This is a genomic window from Pseudomonas sp. MWU12-2319, assembly GCF_023242525.1.
Lineage (GTDB): Bacteria > Pseudomonadota > Gammaproteobacteria > Pseudomonadales > Pseudomonadaceae > Aquipseudomonas > Aquipseudomonas gingeri_D.
In genome coordinates, this window is sequence record NZ_JALJES010000011.1 from 160,560 (window position 1) to 176,673 (window position 16,114).

General features: G+C 62.3%; 19 protein-coding genes. 8 read left to right on the forward strand and 11 right to left on the reverse strand.

Features of this window, described 5'->3' with window-relative positions; genetic code table 11:
* Positions 1–14 precede the first annotated feature (14 nt).
* Positions 15–770, reverse strand: a complete 756-nt coding sequence (gene cysZ, locus M5C01_RS19140; protein ID WP_152740042.1) for a sulfate transporter CysZ — start codon at positions 768–770, stop codon at positions 15–17.
* A gap of 301 nt (positions 771–1,071) precedes the next feature.
* On the opposite strand from cysZ, the gene trxB reads away from it, so the two are divergent.
* On the forward strand, positions 1,072–2,034 hold the full coding sequence (trxB, locus tag M5C01_RS19145) for a thioredoxin-disulfide reductase (RefSeq protein ID WP_100942218.1): 963 nt from the start codon (positions 1,072–1,074) through the stop codon (positions 2,032–2,034).
* 53 nt (positions 2,035–2,087) lie between these two features.
* On the opposite strand, the gene M5C01_RS19150 is transcribed toward trxB, so the two are convergent.
* From M5C01_RS19150 to M5C01_RS19180, 7 genes are all read right to left on the reverse strand, one after another.
* Positions 2,088–3,338, reverse strand: coding sequence for an aspartate aminotransferase family protein (locus M5C01_RS19150; protein ID WP_152740041.1), 1,251 nt, complete (start codon positions 3,336–3,338; stop codon positions 2,088–2,090).
* A 124-nt stretch (positions 3,339–3,462) separates the two neighbouring features.
* The gene (locus M5C01_RS19155) at positions 3,463–3,801 is read right to left on the reverse strand and encodes a HopJ type III effector protein (RefSeq protein ID WP_152740040.1); all 339 of its coding nucleotides are present in this window, start codon (positions 3,799–3,801) and stop codon (positions 3,463–3,465) included.
* On the reverse strand, positions 3,794–4,090 hold the full coding sequence (locus tag M5C01_RS19160; RefSeq protein WP_103496556.1) for a DUF1244 domain-containing protein: 297 nt from the start codon (positions 4,088–4,090) through the stop codon (positions 3,794–3,796). Before M5C01_RS19160 ends, M5C01_RS19155 begins: the two co-directional genes overlap by 8 nt.
* 74 nt (positions 4,091–4,164) lie before the next feature.
* A complete protein-coding gene (folX, locus tag M5C01_RS19165) occupies positions 4,165–4,536 on the reverse strand; it encodes a dihydroneopterin triphosphate 2'-epimerase (protein ID WP_103496557.1) in 372 nt (123 codons plus the stop codon).
* A 2-nt stretch (positions 4,537–4,538) separates the two neighbouring features.
* On the reverse strand, positions 4,539–5,099 hold the full coding sequence (gene folE, locus M5C01_RS19170) for a GTP cyclohydrolase I FolE (protein ID WP_103496558.1): 561 nt from the start codon (positions 5,097–5,099) through the stop codon (positions 4,539–4,541).
* A gap of 24 nt (positions 5,100–5,123) precedes the next feature.
* Positions 5,124–5,834, reverse strand: a complete 711-nt coding sequence (folM, locus tag M5C01_RS19175; RefSeq protein WP_152740039.1) for a dihydromonapterin reductase — start codon at positions 5,832–5,834, stop codon at positions 5,124–5,126.
* A gap of 102 nt (positions 5,835–5,936) precedes the next feature.
* Positions 5,937–6,506 (reverse strand): antibiotic biosynthesis monooxygenase, encoded by a 570-nt coding sequence (locus M5C01_RS19180; RefSeq protein ID WP_103496560.1) that lies wholly within the window; start codon positions 6,504–6,506, stop codon positions 5,937–5,939.
* A gap of 211 nt (positions 6,507–6,717) precedes the next feature.
* Here M5C01_RS19180 and M5C01_RS19185 point away from each other — a divergent pair, with 211 nt between their 5' ends.
* Positions 6,718–7,686, forward strand: coding sequence for a MerR family transcriptional regulator (locus M5C01_RS19185; protein ID WP_152740038.1), 969 nt, complete (start codon positions 6,718–6,720; stop codon positions 7,684–7,686).
* A gap of 44 nt (positions 7,687–7,730) precedes the next feature.
* Here the strand turns inward: M5C01_RS19185 and M5C01_RS19190 are convergent, their stop codons facing one another.
* Positions 7,731–8,195, reverse strand: coding sequence for a PAS domain-containing protein (locus M5C01_RS19190; protein ID WP_103496562.1), 465 nt, complete (start codon positions 8,193–8,195; stop codon positions 7,731–7,733).
* 158 nt (positions 8,196–8,353) lie between these two features.
* Here M5C01_RS19190 and M5C01_RS19195 point away from each other — a divergent pair, with 158 nt between their 5' ends.
* Complete coding sequence (locus M5C01_RS19195; RefSeq protein WP_152740037.1) at positions 8,354–8,806, forward strand: flavodoxin; 453 nt, start codon at positions 8,354–8,356, stop codon at positions 8,804–8,806.
* On the opposite strand, the gene M5C01_RS19200 is transcribed toward M5C01_RS19195, so the two are convergent.
* Positions 8,790–9,686 carry a LysR family transcriptional regulator gene (locus M5C01_RS19200; protein ID WP_152740036.1) on the reverse strand — a complete coding sequence of 299 codons (897 nt, stop codon included), beginning with the start codon at positions 9,684–9,686 and terminating at the stop codon, positions 8,790–8,792. The two genes, M5C01_RS19195 and M5C01_RS19200, sit on opposite strands and share 17 nt — an antisense overlap.
* Positions 9,687–9,783: 97 nt before the next feature.
* Between M5C01_RS19200 and M5C01_RS19205 the strand changes: the two genes are divergently transcribed.
* From M5C01_RS19205 to M5C01_RS19220, 4 genes are all read left to right on the forward strand, one after another.
* Positions 9,784–10,170, forward strand: coding sequence for a CidA/LrgA family protein (locus M5C01_RS19205; RefSeq protein ID WP_152740035.1), 387 nt, complete (start codon positions 9,784–9,786; stop codon positions 10,168–10,170).
* A complete protein-coding gene (locus M5C01_RS19210; RefSeq protein WP_178129888.1) occupies positions 10,160–10,846 on the forward strand; it encodes an LrgB family protein in 687 nt (228 codons plus the stop codon). The genes M5C01_RS19205 and M5C01_RS19210 overlap by 11 nt, the downstream gene beginning before the upstream one ends.
* A gap of 117 nt (positions 10,847–10,963) precedes the next feature.
* Entirely contained in the window at positions 10,964–11,746 is a 783-nt protein-coding gene (locus tag M5C01_RS19215) for a class II aldolase/adducin family protein (RefSeq protein WP_178129887.1), read from the forward strand.
* Between the two features lie 161 nt (positions 11,747–11,907).
* Complete coding sequence (locus M5C01_RS19220) at positions 11,908–12,819, forward strand: SDR family oxidoreductase (protein ID WP_100941749.1); 912 nt, start codon at positions 11,908–11,910, stop codon at positions 12,817–12,819.
* 160 nt (positions 12,820–12,979) lie between these two features.
* On the opposite strand, the gene M5C01_RS19225 is transcribed toward M5C01_RS19220, so the two are convergent.
* Positions 12,980–13,765 (reverse strand): N-acetylmuramoyl-L-alanine amidase, encoded by a 786-nt coding sequence (locus M5C01_RS19225; protein ID WP_152740033.1) that lies wholly within the window; start codon positions 13,763–13,765, stop codon positions 12,980–12,982.
* Between the two features lie 539 nt (positions 13,766–14,304).
* Here M5C01_RS19225 and M5C01_RS19230 point away from each other — a divergent pair.
* Positions 14,305–16,098, forward strand: coding sequence for a DUF1302 domain-containing protein (locus M5C01_RS19230; RefSeq protein WP_152740032.1), 1,794 nt, complete (start codon positions 14,305–14,307; stop codon positions 16,096–16,098).
* Positions 16,099–16,114 lie beyond the last annotated feature (16 nt).

Here is a 16,114-nt window from a genome sequence, read left to right on the forward strand (position 1 = left end):
GCGTTGCGGGCGCCTCAGCGCTTCTCGCCGGCCACCGCCTCTTCACCGCGCTCACGAACCCAGAACAAGGTCGCCCCGGCCACCGCCGCCGGCATCATCAGCAGGTTGACCACCGGCACCAGCAGCACCAGGTAGACGATCCCGCCAAAACTCATGCACTGCCAGCGTTTCTGCCGCAGCCAGGCGAGCATGCCCTGCCAGCTCAGCTTGTGGTTGTCCGCCGGGTAGTCGATGTACTGGATCGCCATCATCCACACCCCGAACAGCAACCACAGTGGTGCGGCGATGATATTCACCACCGGGATGAACGACAGCACCAACAGCGCGATGGCCCGCGGCAGGAAGTAACCCAGCTTGCGCATTTCCCGCGCCAGGGTGCGGGGAATCATCGCCAGCAGTTCGGCCCAGCTGAAGGCCGGGAAATTGTCGGTGCCGCGGACCACCACTTCGACTTTCTCGGCGAGGAAACCATTGAAGGGCGCGGCGATCACGTTGGCAATCATGGTGAAGGTGAAAAACACCATCAGCACCACCAGCGCCACGAACAGCGGCCAGAGGATGTAGTTGAGGAAACTCAGCCAGCCGGGCAGGGTCGGCATCAGCGTATCGACCCAGAGACTGAAATAATGGCCGGCCAGGTAGATCAAGCCGACGAACAGCACCAGGTTGATCGCCAGCGGCAGCAGGACGAACAGGCGCAGGCCCGGGCTCAGGACCAGCTTCAGGCCCTCGCGCAGATATTGCGGGCCGGACAGGACGGGTGCGGGCATAACGTGCTCCGAGATGGGGGAAACGCGCCGACCTTACCGGCTTTGCAGGGCCGGTGAAAGGTTCGACATTTACAGTAACAAAGGCGTCTTGAAGAACACCGCTCAGGATAGAGACCTGCTATGAGCTGGATTGTTATTGCGTATTTCCTTAATCTTCGCCTCCTCGATACGCTGCACCTCATTATTTTTCAGGACTGTGTGCTACAAGCCTTCCCCAAGTGCTTTCGCAGTCCTTTTTTATTCCAGCCGGTCCGCCGGCGTTCCGCACCGGTAGCTGACGGGCGGTCGATAGGAGTGAGTCATGTCTGAAGTACGCCATTCGCGAGTGATTATTCTCGGTTCCGGCCCTGCCGGTTACAGCGCCGCGGTCTATGCCGCGCGTGCCAACCTCAAGCCGCTGCTGATCACCGGCATGCAGGCCGGCGGCCAATTGACCACCACCACCGAAGTCGACAACTGGCCCGGCGACGTGCACGGCCTGACCGGCCCGGCGCTGATGGACCGCATGAAAGAGCACGCCGAGCGTTTCGAAACCGAAATCGTCTTCGACCACATCAATGCGGTGGACCTGGCGAAAAAGCCCTACACCCTGGTGGGCGACAGCGGCACCTTCACCTGTGACGCCCTGATCATCGCCACCGGCGCCAGCGCTCGTTACCTGGGCCTTCCGTCGGAAGAGACGTTCATGGGCAAGGGCGTTTCCGCTTGCGCCACCTGCGACGGTTTCTTCTATCGCAACAAGGAAGTCGCCGTGGTCGGTGGTGGTAACACCGCCGTGGAAGAGGCGCTGTACCTGGCCAATATCGCCAGCAAGGTGACCCTGGTGCACCGTCGCGAGACCTTCCGTGCCGAGAAGATCCTGATCGACAAACTGCATGCCCGCGTCGCCGAGGGCAAGATTGTCCTCAAGCTCAATGCCACCCTGGACGAAGTCCTGGGCGACAACATGGGCGTCACCGGTGCCCGTCTGAAGAACAACGACGGCAGCTTCGACGAGCTGAAAGTCGACGGCGTGTTCATCGCCATCGGCCACACCCCGAACACCTCGCTGTTCGAAGGCCAGTTGGCGTTGAAAGACGGCTACCTGGTGGTGCAGGGCGGCCGTGACGGCAATGCCACCGCCACCAGCGTGGAAGGTGTGTTTGCCGCCGGTGACGTGGCCGACCACGTTTACCGTCAAGCCATCACCTCGGCCGGCGCCGGCTGCATGGCCGCACTGGACGCCGAGCGCTACCTCGACGACCTGCAGAACGCTTCGTTCTGATTGCATCGTTATGAAGAAACCGGCCTCGGCCGGTTTTTTTTTGCCCGCGGATTTCAGGTAAGCCTGGCCAGGCACGCCTCGAGGATATCCAGCCCTTCTTCCAGCACTGCCGCCTCGGTGGTCAAGGGGGCCAGGAGGCGAATGATGTGCCGCGACTTGCCGCTGGGCATCAGCAGCAAACCGGCCTCGCGGGCCAGGGCCAGCAATTGCGTCAACTGTGCCGACGCAGGGCTGCCGTCGGGGTTGATCAACTCGATGCCGCGCATGGCGCCAACACCGGTCAGGCGCCCCAGGTAGGGTGAAAGCTGCTTGGCGCGCCAGGCCTGGTGACGGCCGACAATCGCCTCTTCCTGTTGCGCGCCCCAGGCCTGCAAGTTCGCATCAGTCATTTCATCCAGGGTCGCCAGGGCCGCGGCGCAGGCAATCGGGTTGCCCGAATAGGTGCCGCCCAGTCCGCCTTTGGGCAAGGTGTCGAGCAGCGCCTTGCGGCCGACCACCGCCCCCAGCGGCACACCGCCGGCAATACTCTTGCCCAGCAGGATCAGGTCCGGCTCAATCCCCAGTCGCGAGAACGCAAAACGCTGGCCGGTGCGACCGAAACCGGACTGGATTTCATCGATGATCAGCAGGATCTTTTTCTCATCGCAGAAACGCCGCAGGGCCTGGGCGAACTCCACGTCCAACGCCAGGAAGCCTGCTTCGCCCTGCACCGGTTCGAGGATAAAACAGGCGACGTCCTCGACATCGATTTCGACGCTGAACAGCCGCTCCATGGCCTTCAGCGCCTCGGCGCAGGTTACGCCATTGTCCTGGCTGGGGAAGGGCAGGTGATACACCGGCCCGGGCAGTACCCCGACTTTCTGTTTGTAGGGGGCCACCTTGCCGTTGAGATTGAGGGTGGCGAGGGTGCGGCCGTGGAAGGCGCCGTCAAAGGCGATCACGGCGGTGCGACCGGTGGCGCCACGGACGATCTTCAAGGCGTTTTCCGCCGCCTCCGCGCCGCTGTTGGTAAGCATGCCGCTGACCGGGTAGGTCACCGGCATAAAGGCCGTCAGGCGATCCATCAGTTCGAGGTAGGGCGCATGGGGCGCGGCGTTGAAGGCGTAGTGGGTCAGTCGGGTGGCTTGTTCGCGAATGGCCTCGACGATGCGCGGGTGGCAATGGCCGAGGTTGAGTACGCCGATGCCACCGACAAAATCGATATAGCGTTTGCCGTGGGTATCCCAGACCTCGGCATTCTTGCCGTGGCTGAGGCTGATCGGGTGAACGATGGAAATCGACTGGCTGATGGTTTCGCTGCTCATGGAGACCTGACTCGAAAGAAGGAAGACTTCTTTTTATCTAAGCCGTGAGCAGCGGTCCCGGGCAAACGAAATAAAGTCGCCGGGTCAATCTTAAAAGTTGCGATGTGCCGGCCGGGCGCTTGAATCAGCGCCGGGTCAGCGGCGCCTGGGCGAACTTCACGCCGGCCAGGCCATGGGCGATCAACGCGCGGATATTGCCGTGGTCGCTGCCTTTAGGGGTGGCCAGGACCGAACGGTAATGCTCGCCGAAGGCCAGCAAGGTTTCCTGGTCGCTCAAGCCTTCCAGCAGCGCCAGGCCCAGGGTCTTGCACGAGCCTTCGTTCTGCCCGGCGGCGTTTTCCACGCCGCCGTTGTTGAAGGCTTGTGGCTGATAGTCGTAACCGGCGGCCACGAAAGCCAGGGTGTCGGCAAAAACATGTTCGCCGCTGTTGAGGCTGGCGCGCAGGGTGTTCAAATCACTCATGGGGTTTTCCTTTGGCGAACGCCGCCTGTTGTTCGGCGCTGGCTTCTTGCTGGTATTGGGCCTTCCACTCGGCATAGGGCATGCCGTAGATGACTTCACGGGCGTCGTCGAGGCTGACCTCGACCCCGCGTTCGTCGGCTTCGGCCTTGTACCACTTGGACAGGCAGTTGCGGCAGAACCCGGCGAGGTTCATCAGGTCGATGTTCTGCACATCCTTGCGGCTGTCCAGGTGGGCGACCAGCCGGCGAAAGGCGGCGGCTTCGAGTTCGAGGCGTTCTTGCTCGGTCATGATGGGCTCTGTGCGGGTGAAGTAGGTCGCGATGATAAGAGCCTGGCGCGGCGAACGCCAGACGGCTCAGTGGCTCAACGGCTCGCCGCGAGCGTAATCGACACCGACTCGGCAAAGCGCAACGCATGGGGCTTGTCGACTTCGACCTCGGCATAGAGCACGGCCTCGTTGCTCATCACCAGGTCCAGCAGTTCCTGGGTCAGGCGTTCGAGCAGGGCAAAGCGATTGCCCTCCACATGCTGGATGATCGCCTTGGTGATGGTGCGGTAGTTCAGGGCGTGATCGATGTCGTTGTCGCGGACCGCTTCCTGGGCCGCATAGAGGATGGTCAGGTTGATCCGCACATCCTGCTTGTTGAGGATCTCGTCCTCGTTGATGCCGATAAAGGTCCGCAGGCACAGGTCCTTGACCCGAATGCGTGCCATGCCGGGTTGAAGTTGTGGCATTGCTACTTGCTCCGTCCAATCAGTTGCAGGAACTCCATGCGGGTGGTGCTCGAGTCGCGCAGGGCGCCGAGCATCACCGAGGTGTTCATGGTCGAATTCTGTTTTTCCACGCCGCGCATCATCATGCACATGTGCTGGGCTTCGATCACCACCGCCACGCCGGCGGCCTGGGTCACCTGCTCGATGGCGTCGGCGATTTGCCGGGTGAGGTTTTCCTGGATCTGCAGGCGGCGGGCGAACATGTCGACGATCCGGGCGATCTTCGACAGCCCCAGAACCTTGCCGGTGGGCATGTAGGCGACATGGGCCTTGCCGATAAAGGGTAGCAGGTGGTGTTCGCACAGCGAGTACAACTCGATGTCCTTGACGATGATCATCTCGTCATTGTCGGAAGCGAACAGCGCGCCGTTGACCACCTCGTCGAGGCTCTGCTCATAGCCATGACACAGGTACTGCATGGCCTTGGCGGCCCGTTTCGGGGTGTCCAGCAGGCCCTCGCGGTCGGGGTTTTCGCCCAGCCCCAGAAGGATCTCGCGGTAATGCTCGGGCAGTGTGGCACTCATGGAAAGGATTCCTCGCGGGGCGGCTTATTTAAGGTGCCGGCCGCCGTTGACGGTCAAGGTTGTGCCGGTGACATAGGGGTTGTCCAGCAGGTAGCGCAGGCTCTGGTAGACCACCCCGGCTCCGGGCTCGATACCCAGGGCCGATTTGGCCAGGGTCCTGGCGCGGTACGCCGCGTCGTCGTCGGGGTTGAACATCAGCAGCGCCGGCGCGATGCCGTTGACCTTGATCCGTGGCGCGTAGCGGGCCGCGAAGGACAGGGTCAGGCTGTCCAGGCCGGCCTTGCTGGCGCAGTAGGCCATGTGCTGGCTGCTGCCCTTGCGGGTGACATCGTCGCTGATGTGCACGATATCGGCCATTGGCGAGCGTTCCAGCAGTTCGGCGCAGTGCAGGTTGATCAGATAGGGCGCGAGCATGTGCAGGCTGAACATCTGGGTAAAGGCCGCGGTTTCGTTACCGGGAGTTTCCGCCAGCCAGGCCGAGGCATTGTGGACGATCGCCCGCAGGCAGTCGGTGTGCTGCTTCAGCGTTTCGATAAAGGCCAGGATCCCGGCTTCGCTGGAGAAATCGGCGAACAGCGCGGTGGCGCCGAGGTCGCGCAGGGCCTGGACGCCTGGGCGCTCGCTGCGATAGCTGAAGATCACCGGGTAGCCGTCGGCCAGCAGTCGCTCTGCGCAGTGCAGGCCGACACGCTGGCCGGCGCCAGTAATCAGGATGGGGGCACAAGACGATGGCATCGAAGGCTCGTGGCAGCGGTGGAGAGGCGTCGGTTGACGTTGAAGTCAAAGCTATACCAGCCACACCGCTTGTACAACTGCCAAGCCGGATACTGCGTACCGTCAATGCCGGGCAGTGGCCGTGTCGCCGGGCAGCGCCTTGGCCTGGGTACTGTGCAACCAGCCCGCGAGGAGGTGGGTCGACAGCGGAATGAAGAAGTAGACCATCAGCGGGGTCAGCACCAGGGTGCTGACCAGTACCCGTGGCAGCAGATTCAGCTCGGCAAGCAACGGTCCGAGGCCAAAGTTGAACAGTAGCGACACGGGAAAGAACGCCAGCCAGATCGCCACCGCCTGCTTCCAGCGCGGTGGACGTTGGCCGACGACGCCGAACCAGCCGTCGATGCCACTGACCCGGCGCTCCTGTGGCCCGGCGAACAGGTCGCTGCCGCGCGCCAGCCAGGCCTTGCGCGAAGCGGAGTGCTCCCAGGCGCCCAGGGTCGTGGCATCGCTGAAGCGGAAAATCATCTGGAATTCGTTGTCCCCGGGCGGCGGGGCGAGCACGCCGGAGCCCAGGTAACCGGGGAAGTCGGTGGCGAGCAGTTCGCCTTCGTGCAACCAGGCGAGCAGGTCCTGGTAGCGGCCATCGGCAACGCGCCGGGCCACCATCATGGTGACGGGTGAGGTAGACATCATGTATCTCCGTAAGACAAGCATGCCGCCCGGATAGGGCTGATGCGCAACGCAGCGCCGGGGTGGTGGGCTGCGTGTTTGGACAGGCAAGAATTATTCCCTATTCCCGGGAAATGCACCAAGCCAGTAAGTCGCATTGCGTATGATTTGCAGGGTGTTGGATCCAGTGGGCTAGAATATCGGTTAAATCCTACCCATAAATGTGTGACAGATGCCCGTCATGACCGAACTTGAACCTGCCGCGCCGCTGTTGCGGGCGCTGAAACAGGAAGAGTTGTTTCCCATTCGCGAAGTTTCGCGCCTGACCGGCGTCAATCCGGTCACCCTGCGGGCTTGGGAACGGCGCTACGGTTTGATTCAGCCGACCCGCACCGAAAGTGGGCATCGGCTCTATGCCATGAGCGATATCGAGACGGTCCGCACCATCATGGGCTGGATCGAGCGTGGCGTGGCGGTGAGCAAGGTCGGCAAGATCCTGGCGAAGACCGCCGCCCAGGCAGCGCCCATTCACACCCCTTCCGGCATTGCGGTGCAATCGATTGCCCAGACGGAATGGGACGACTGGCAGACGCAATTGCGCGCGGCGGTCAGCGCTTTCGACGAACCGGCCCTCGAACGTCTCTACGGACAGGTGTTTTCCAGCTACCCGCTGACCGTGGTGTTCCAGAATATCCTCCTGCCGCTGTGGCAGCGCCTGCAGCAGAGCGGTGAATTCGGCCAGGCCAGCGAGTGGTTGTTTCTCGATGCATTCCTGCGTGCGCGAGTCCTGCAGCGCCTGCACCTGGTGCGCGGGCTGCCCTCCCAGCGCATCGTGCTCGCCGCTTTGCCGGATCAATGCCGTGAGCTCGAATTGTTGGTGGCCGGCTTGCTGCTGGGGGATGGCGACCGCTGCGTCAGCGTCCTGGGGGTTGGCCAACCCTTCGATGAGCTGACCCTGGTCTGTGAAAAGGTCCGGCCCGAGGCGCTGGTACTGTATTCCAACCGTTCGCCGACGACGGATCTGCCACGCCGCCTCAACCGCCTGGCGCTGTCGGTGGACTGTGCGGTGATGTTGGCCGGGGATGTCTCGGAACTGTTACAGGAGCGCCTGGAAGGCTCAAGCATCGGTTGCCTGGGCAATGACGGCCGGTTGATGCGCCGGCGCCTGCAACAGCTGTTGGCGGGCCGCCTCGACACCTGATCGCCGCTCAGGCGTCTCCTGCACCGGCCGGCCGCGTTGATCGGTCATGGCTGGTTTGTGCCTGCCGCCTTGAGCGCCGCCAGTTGCGCCTGGACCTCGGCCAGTTGCGCTTCCAACTGGGCCACCCGCTGCTGCGCCTTGACCTGCACCGTCACGTCTTTTTGCACGCCGACGAAGTAGGTCAGTTGGTCGCTTTCGTTGAACACCGGGGACAGCGACAGCTCGTTCCAGAAATGGCTGCCGTCCTTGCGGTAGTTGCGCAGGATCTGCCGGCACGGCTTGCGGGTGTGCAGGGCTTCGCGGATCAGTTCCAGCGCCGGCTGGTCGCGGTCGCCCGACTGCAGGAAGCGACAGTCCTGATAGAGAATTTCTTCGTTGGTGTAACCGGTCAGGCGTTCGAACGCCGGGTTGGCGTAGATCAGGATATGGTCTTCGCCTTCCTGTTCGGACACCACGATGCCGTCGTTCGACGCGTCAATCACCATTTGCAGCAGTTTGGGATTTATCATTGTTCAACGCCCGCGCAATCCATTGACATGTCCGGCAAAGTTTAAGACATCGTCCTGAATAATCCATCCCATTTGCGAGCGGCGAGGGGCGGGTTTTGTGAGAAAGTCTCTCATCTGCTGGTATCCTGGGTTTTTTATCAAGCATCAGGATCAGATTGATGAAAGTCGCCATCCTTTCCGGCTCGGTCTACGGCACTGCCGAAGAAGTTGCCCGCCACGCTGAAAAAATCCTTCGCGAGGCCGGTTTCGAGGCCTGGCACAACCCGCGGGCGACCCTCGCCGATGTCCAGGCCTTTGCCCCGCAGGCCTTCCTGGCCGTGACCGCCACCACCGGCATGGGGGAGTTGCCGGACAATCTCCAACCTTTGTACAACGCCATCCGCGACCAGCTACCGGCGGCGTGGCGCGGCTTGCCGGGCGGGGTGATCGGCCTCGGTGATTCCAGCTACGGCGACACCTTCTGCGGCGGCGGCGAGCAAATGCGCGAGCTGTTTGCCGAGCTGGGCGTGCGCGAGGTGAAGGACATGCTGCGCCTGGATGCCAGCGAAAGCGTCACCCCGGAAACCGACGCCGAGCCCTGGCTGGCCGAATTTATCAGCGCGTTGCGCTGAGGCTGGGTCGCTCGCGCGCCAGCGCCAGCCAGGCCTGGGCGGCCTTGGACAGGTAGGCGCCGCGCCGCCAGACAAAGGCGATGTCCCAGCGCAGGTCGGTCGGTGAGCTCAAGGTCAGGCGCACCACCCCGGGCCGTATCAGCGAACGCGCGACCACGCTGGGCAACAACGCCACGCCTTGCCCGGCGGCCACCAGTGCGGCGAGAAAGTCCGCCTGGCCGCTGCGCCCGCTCTCCTTGGGGGTGAACCCGGCTCGCCGGCAGGCCTCCATCAACCGGTGGTTGAGTACGAAGCTGCGCTGGTACAGCAGAAACGGCGTATCGGCCAATTGTTCCAGGCGGATGGAGCCTTCCTCGGCCAGCGGATGATCGGTCGCCAGCAACACATCCAGGGGCTCATCGCAAAACGGCTGGTAGTCGAGTGCCGGATCGCTCGGCTTGAGGCCCGCCCCCAGTTCCAGCTCGCCGCTCAGCACCGCCGGCTCGATCGTCAGGCTACCGCCTTCAAGCAGGTGAATGCTGATATTGGGGTAGCGCCGTCGGTACTCGGCGAAGAGGCTGGCGAACAGGGCCTCGCCGCCCAGTTGCGGCAAACCCAGGCGCAGTTCACCGCGGGCCAGGTGGCTCAGGTCATCCAGTTCGCTGAGCAACTCGTTGCGCAGGCGCAACATGGCTTCGGCCCGTTGCATGACCACGCCGCCCGCCGCCGTCAGCAGGACCCGCGAGCCGTGGCGGTCGAGCAACGGCGTACCGAGGTCGTGTTCGAGCTGGGCGACCTGCTTGCTCACCGCCGACTGGCTGATGTGCAGGGTTTTCGCCGCCTGGGTGAAACCGCCTTGGCGGACCACCTCGATAAAGCTGCGCAGTTGCTTGAATTCCATGGCCTAATTCCAAAGTGGAATGGCTGCCAGTCTAACAATTCGCTTTTGGGATGACAGTGACAACTTTAAAATCGGCTTCCTGAGAGGACTGAATCCGATGAACCGTCTGTTGCTGAAAAAATCCTGTCGCCTGCTCGCCGAACTGGCCGTGTTGCTGGGGCTCTATCAGTTGGGCACGCTGTTCGCCGCCTGGAGCCACTGGCCGATTCCCGGCGGGGTGATCGGCCTGGCGCTGCTGTTGCTGGCCTTCGCCACCGGCCGGGTCAAGCCCGCCACCCTGCAACTGGGGGCCGGGCTGCTGATGGCGGAGATGTTGCTGTTCTTTATCCCGGCGGTGATGAGCCTGCTGGACTACGGCGCCATGGTCCGTCAGGACGGCTGGCGGATCCTGCTGGTGATCGGCGTCAGTACCCTGGCGGTGATGCTGGCGACGGCCTTTACCGTCGAGTTTGTCTGCCGCTGGAGCACTCGCCGTGAAGCTTGAATGGATGTCGCTGTTCTGGCTGGGCCTGACCCTGGCGGCCTATGTGTTCAGTCGTTGGGTGTATGGGCGCACGGGCCGCTATCTGTTGTCGCCACTGATCCTGGTGCCGTTCGTGCTGCTGGCGGTGGCGCTACCGCTGCACACGGCGTACGCCGAATATTCGCGCGATACCCACTGGCTGATGCTGATCCTCGGGCCGGTCACCGTGGCTTTCGCGGTGCCGATCTGGCAGCAGCGGCAGATGCTGATGCGCCATGGCCCGGCATTGCTGTTGGGGATGCTCGCCGGTAGCGCGGCGTCCATCGGCACTTCCTACGGATTGGCCAGGGCGCTGTCGCTGGATAACAGCCTGGCCCTGTCGCTGGTGCCGCGCTCGATCACCACGCCCTTTGCCATGCCGCTGGCGCAGGGCCTCGGCGGCGTGCCGGAACTGACCGCGGTGTTCGTGATGGTCACCGGGGTGTTCGGGGCATTTCTCGGCGGGCTGCTGCTCAAGTGGTTGCCGTTGCGCAGCAGTCTGGCCCGCGGTGCGTTGTTCGGTGTGGGGGCTCACGGTGCCGGGGTCAGTCGCGCCCGTGAAGTCGGTGGCGAAGAGGGCTCGGTGGCGGGCCTGGTGATGGTGTTGACCGGTTTGCTGAACCTGTTTGCCGCACCGCTGTTGGCGGCAGTGATCTGATGGCTCGCTGACCCGCTGAGTCATCAAGCTGGCTGGCAATGCGACTCCGTCGGGGTAACCGGCTGTTCTAGACTGGTCGGTACTAGAATAAAAACCGCAAACCCCGAGGTCAGTGCCGTGAACGCAGCCCCTGTTACCGCCGCACCCGATGTGAAGAGCCAAGTCAGCGCCGCCGAATGGCAGACCCGCGTGGACCTGGCGGCCTGTTATCGCCTGGTGGCGATGCACGGCTGGGACGACCTGATCTTCACCCATATCTCGGCCAAGGTGCCGGGTACCGAGGATTTCCTGATCAACCCTTATGGGCTGATGTTCCACGAGATCACCGCGTCGAGCCTGGTCAAGGTCGACCAGGCCGGCAACAAGCTGTTGGACAGCCCCTACGAGATCAATCCGGCCGGCTACACCATCCACAGCGCTATCCATGAGGTGCGGCACGATGTGACCTGTGTGCTGCACACCCACACCGCCGCCGGTGTCGCGGTTTCGGCGCAGCAGCAGGGCGTGTTGCCCATCAGCCAGCAATCGCTGTTCGTGCTGTCGAGCCTGGCCTATCACGCCTACGAAGGGGTGGCCCTCAACCATGAGGAGAAAGCGCGGTTGCAGGCCGATCTCGGCGAAAACAACTTTCTGATGCTGCACAACCACGGCCTGCTCACCTGTGGCTCGACCATCGCCGACACCTTCCTGATGATGTTCACCTTCCAGCGCGCCTGCGATATCCAGGTGCTGGCGCAAAATGGCGCGGCGCCGCTGATCGTTATCGAGCCGCAGATACTCGTCGGGGCCAAGGCCATGGTCGCCGCGGTCACCCGTAGCGCCCAGGGCATGGGCGGGGCGCTGGCCTGGCCGGCGCTGTTGCGCAAGCTGGACAAAGAGGACTCCGGCTTCCGGCTCTGAGGCCACTGCCCGGCGTGCGTCAACAGGGACAGGCGCGGCCAGGGCTGGATTATCCCGCTGCCTTATCGCGTACCATTCAGCCCTGACTGACTTTATTGTGACCAAAGGCCGGGTGTCCGACACTCGGCGTCTATTTCCATCGGCCCTGGCTGGAGTCCTGTATGAGTGAGTCTGTGCGCTTCGAAGATAAAGTGGTGATTGTCACCGGAGCCGGCGGTGGCCTGGGGCGTGCCCATGCACTGCTGTTCGCCCGCCATGGGGCCAAAGTGGTGGTCAACGATCTCGGCGGCTCGGCCCACGGCGAAGGTGCCAATGCCTCGGCGGCGGACAAGGTGGTGGCGGAGATTCGCGAGGCCGGCGGTACCGCAGTGGCCAACCATGACTCGGTCACCGATGGCGACAAGATCGTGCAGAACGCCCTGGATGCCTTTGGTCGTATCGATGTGGTGGTGAACAACGCCGGCATCCTGCGGGACAAGACCTTCCTGAAAATGGAGGATGCCGACTGGGATCTGGTTTACCGGGTGCATGTCGAGGGTGCCTACAAAGTCACCCACGCGGCCTGGCCGCATATGCGTGAGCAAAACTATGGCCGGGTGATCTTCACCGCATCGACTTCCGGTATCTACGGCAATTTCGGCCAGTCCAACTATGGCATGGCCAAGCTTGGCCTGTATGGTCTGACCCGGACCCTGGCCATTGAGGGCCGCAAGAACAATATCCTGGTCAACGCCATTGCCCCGACGGGCGGCACGCGCATGACCGAAGGGCTGATCCCGCCGCAGGTCTTCGAGCTGCTCAAGCCGGAGCTGATCAGTCCGCTGGTGGTATTCCTCGGCAGTGAGCAGTGCGATGAAACATCCGGCCTGTTCGAAGTCGGTGGCGGCTGGATCGGCAAGACCCGCTGGGAGCGCAGCCTGGGTGCCGGCTTCGATCCGCACAATGGTTTTTCCGTGGAAGACGTGGCGGCCAGCTGGAAGCAGATCTGCGATTTCGACGGTGCCGTGCACCCGAAGGACACGCCTGAAGCCCTGCGGGAAATGATGGCGAATCTGCAGAAATACATGGCCTGAAAACAGGGCTGCCTGACACAACGCAGCACCTGTAGGAGCTGGCTTGCCGGCGATAGCGGCCGCGAGGGCGATACAAGGCTCAAAGTCCTCATCGCCGGCAAGCCGGCTCCTACAGGGGGGGTAATAACCGGACAGGGCCAAGCCCTGCACCGGTTTTGCCTCAGTTGGCCTGTATTGCCCCCGGGAAGTACTTCTCCACCAGTGCCGCGAGGATGGCCGCGGTCTCGGCATCCAGCACCCCATCGTAATTCTCCGCTCGGAAATGCAACTGGAAGGCCCTGACCAGTTGGTTGAATCCCGTTTTCGTGTCGGCTCCCGTCACGTCATACCCGTACTTCTTGAACCTCTCCAAGGTTGTTTTCTGAGGGGGCAGGCCCGCGCGCAGATAGTGCTGCAGGTAGCGGTCGCGGGTGCTTTCGTCAAACCAGGCGCCGATGCCCGACAGGTACAGATCGTGCCAGGGAAAGGCGGCTCCCGGATCACTCTTGCGGCTCCAGGCGATATCCGAATGTCCGACCACCTGGGTGGGCGTGATCTCGGGATAACGGGCGAGGATATTCAGCGACAACCGCTTGAGCGCCTCGATCTGCCGGGGCTCATAGGGCGGAAAATGAAACTGCCCCCCGCTGTCTGAAGCCAGGTTGACGATCTCGATGCCGATCGAAGTGTCGTTGAGCTGCGTTCTGCCGGCCCAGGCACTGGCGCCCGCATGCCAGGCGCGCTTGTCTTCGTCGACCAGATTGAAGATTTCCTGCTCCTTGAAACCGGCCTGGAGATAGCTCGGGTCGGTGACATCGGGCACCAGGTAATGGCTGCTGACCTGGGGGCCGGTGAGGGCCTTGACCGAGGCGGCGAAGTCGATGGCGGTGTAATGCAGCACCAGAAAGCGAACCCTGTCGTTGAAACCCCGGGTGCTGCGATAGGTGTTGTAATTGATCGATTTCATAAGCGACTCCTTCCCTATCCCGTGATGTTGTTGAGTGGAACAGGGTGAGTCGTGGTGTTGAGCCGGGATAGCGGTCGGGGGCTTTCCAGGTTGTAAGAAGGGTCCCTGGTTGCTTGTGAAGTTTCAGCGGTCCTGAAAACGTGTCGTGACCTTGAATGACGCGGGCATAAAAAAAGCCACCGCAAACGCAGTGGCCAAGGGAAGACGTTCGATCAAGGAGTAAATCAACGTCAGTAAAGAGTAGATGACGATCATAATAAGGCGTTCGGTTTCGTTGAAACAGCCTGCTTTGCGACAATCACTGTTACCGTTGGAGTAACAGTCGTCTGCGCAAGTCACTACACCCGGAGCCGTTCCGGCGGCCCTCCATCCATATGCGCTATGACGCGTTATCCACAGGTTCGATGGCGCGCTGCAAAGCGCGTCGCAGGCACTCGTTCATCCTTTCGAGGTACAGCACGAATACCTCCTTGGTGCGCTTATCGCTCCCGTTGGTGGTGAGTAGGGTGAAGCCTTCTGTCACACACCGGGGAAGACGCATGACAAAAACAACAATGCGCGCCATCTTCACGCCGCAGGCTCTGGCCATCGCGGTTGCCATGGGCGTCAGTGCGCAGGCGCAGGCGGTTTCGTTCAATATCGGGGAAATCGAAGGCAAATTCGACTCATCCCTGTCGGCCGGCGTGAGCTGGGGCCTGCGCGATGCCGACAAGAGCCTGGTGGGGGTGCCCAACGGCGGTACCGGCCAGGCCTCCACCGGTGATGACGGACGCTTGAACTACAAGAAGGGCGAAGCCTTCTCGAAGATCATCAAGGGCATTCATGACCTGGAATTGAAGTACGGTGACACCGGCGTCTTCGTCCGGGGCAAGTACTGGTACGATTTCGCGACCGCCGACGAAAGCCAGGACTTCAAGGACATCAGCGATCACCATCGCGATGAGGCGGCTCGTTCTTCGGGCGCGCAGATCCTCGACGCCTTCATCTATCACAATTACTCCATCGCCGACCTGCCGGGCACTGTGCGCCTGGGCAAGCAGGTGGTCAGTTGGGGTGAAAGTACCTTTATCGGTAACTCGATCAACAGCATCAACCCCATCGACGTCTCGGCCTTCCGCCGGCCGGGTGCCGAGATCAAGGAAGGCCTGATCCCGGTCAATATGTTCTTCGCTTCCCAGAGCCTGACCGACCAACTGACGGTCGAAGGGTTCTACCAGTTGAACTGGGAAAACACCGTCGTCGACAACTGCGGCACCTTCTTCGGCAACGATGTGGTGCAACACGGTTGCAACAACAACTACACCGTCGGCAGCCCGGCGATCGCGCCGTTGCAACCGGTTGCCGCCTTGTTCGGTCAGGGTTTCCAGGTGACTTCGGAGGGGGTCGTTGTACAGCGCGCCGATGACCGCGACGCCCGTGACGGCGGTCAATGGGGTATGGCCCTGCGCTGGTTGGGTAGCGATACCGAGTACGGCTTGTATTTCATGAATTATCACAGCCGTACGCCGACGGTGGGCACCATCACCGCCAATCAAAGCGCGATTAACAGCCTCCCGGGTATTATTGCCACGGGTAATGCGCTGTCCCCTGGGAACGGGATAAATCTGGCCAGCAGCATGCTGCTCGGTCGCGGCCAGTACTACCTGGAGTATCCGGAAGACATCCGTCTCTATGGTGCGAGCTTCTCTACTACCCTGCCCACCGGCACCGCCTGGAGTGGCGAGATCAGCTACCGGCCCAATGCGCCGGTGCAGCTCAACACCACCGACCTGACCCTGGCTCTGGTCAATCCGCTCAGTAATGGTACCTCTTCGCCGATCCAGACTTCGGCCGGCGCCGACAACTCAGGCTATCGCCGCAAGGAAATCACCCAGATACAAAGCACCCTGACGCAGTTCTTCGACCAGGTCCTGGGCGCCGAGCGCCTGACATTGGTAGGCGAGGCGGGGATGACCTACGTTGGCGGCCTGGAGACCAAGGACAAGGTCCGTTACGGACGTGACTCGGTCTACGGTGCCTACGGCTTCCAGGGTGATACCAGCGGTTTCGTCACCGCCACCTCCTGGGGCTACCGTGCCCGGGCGATCCTCGACTACAGCAACGTGTTCGCCGGGATCAACCTCAAGCCGAACCTGTCCTGGTCCCATGACGTCAAGGGTTACGGCCCCAACGGCATCTTCAACCAGGGCGCCAAGGCGGTCAGCATCGGTGTGGACGCCGACTACCGCAACACCTACACCGCGAGCCTCAGCTTCACCGACTTTTTCGGTGGCAACTATAACACCCTGATTGACCGTGACTTCGTGGCGCTCAGCGTCGGCGCGAACTTCTGATCCAGGCTTGAGAAGG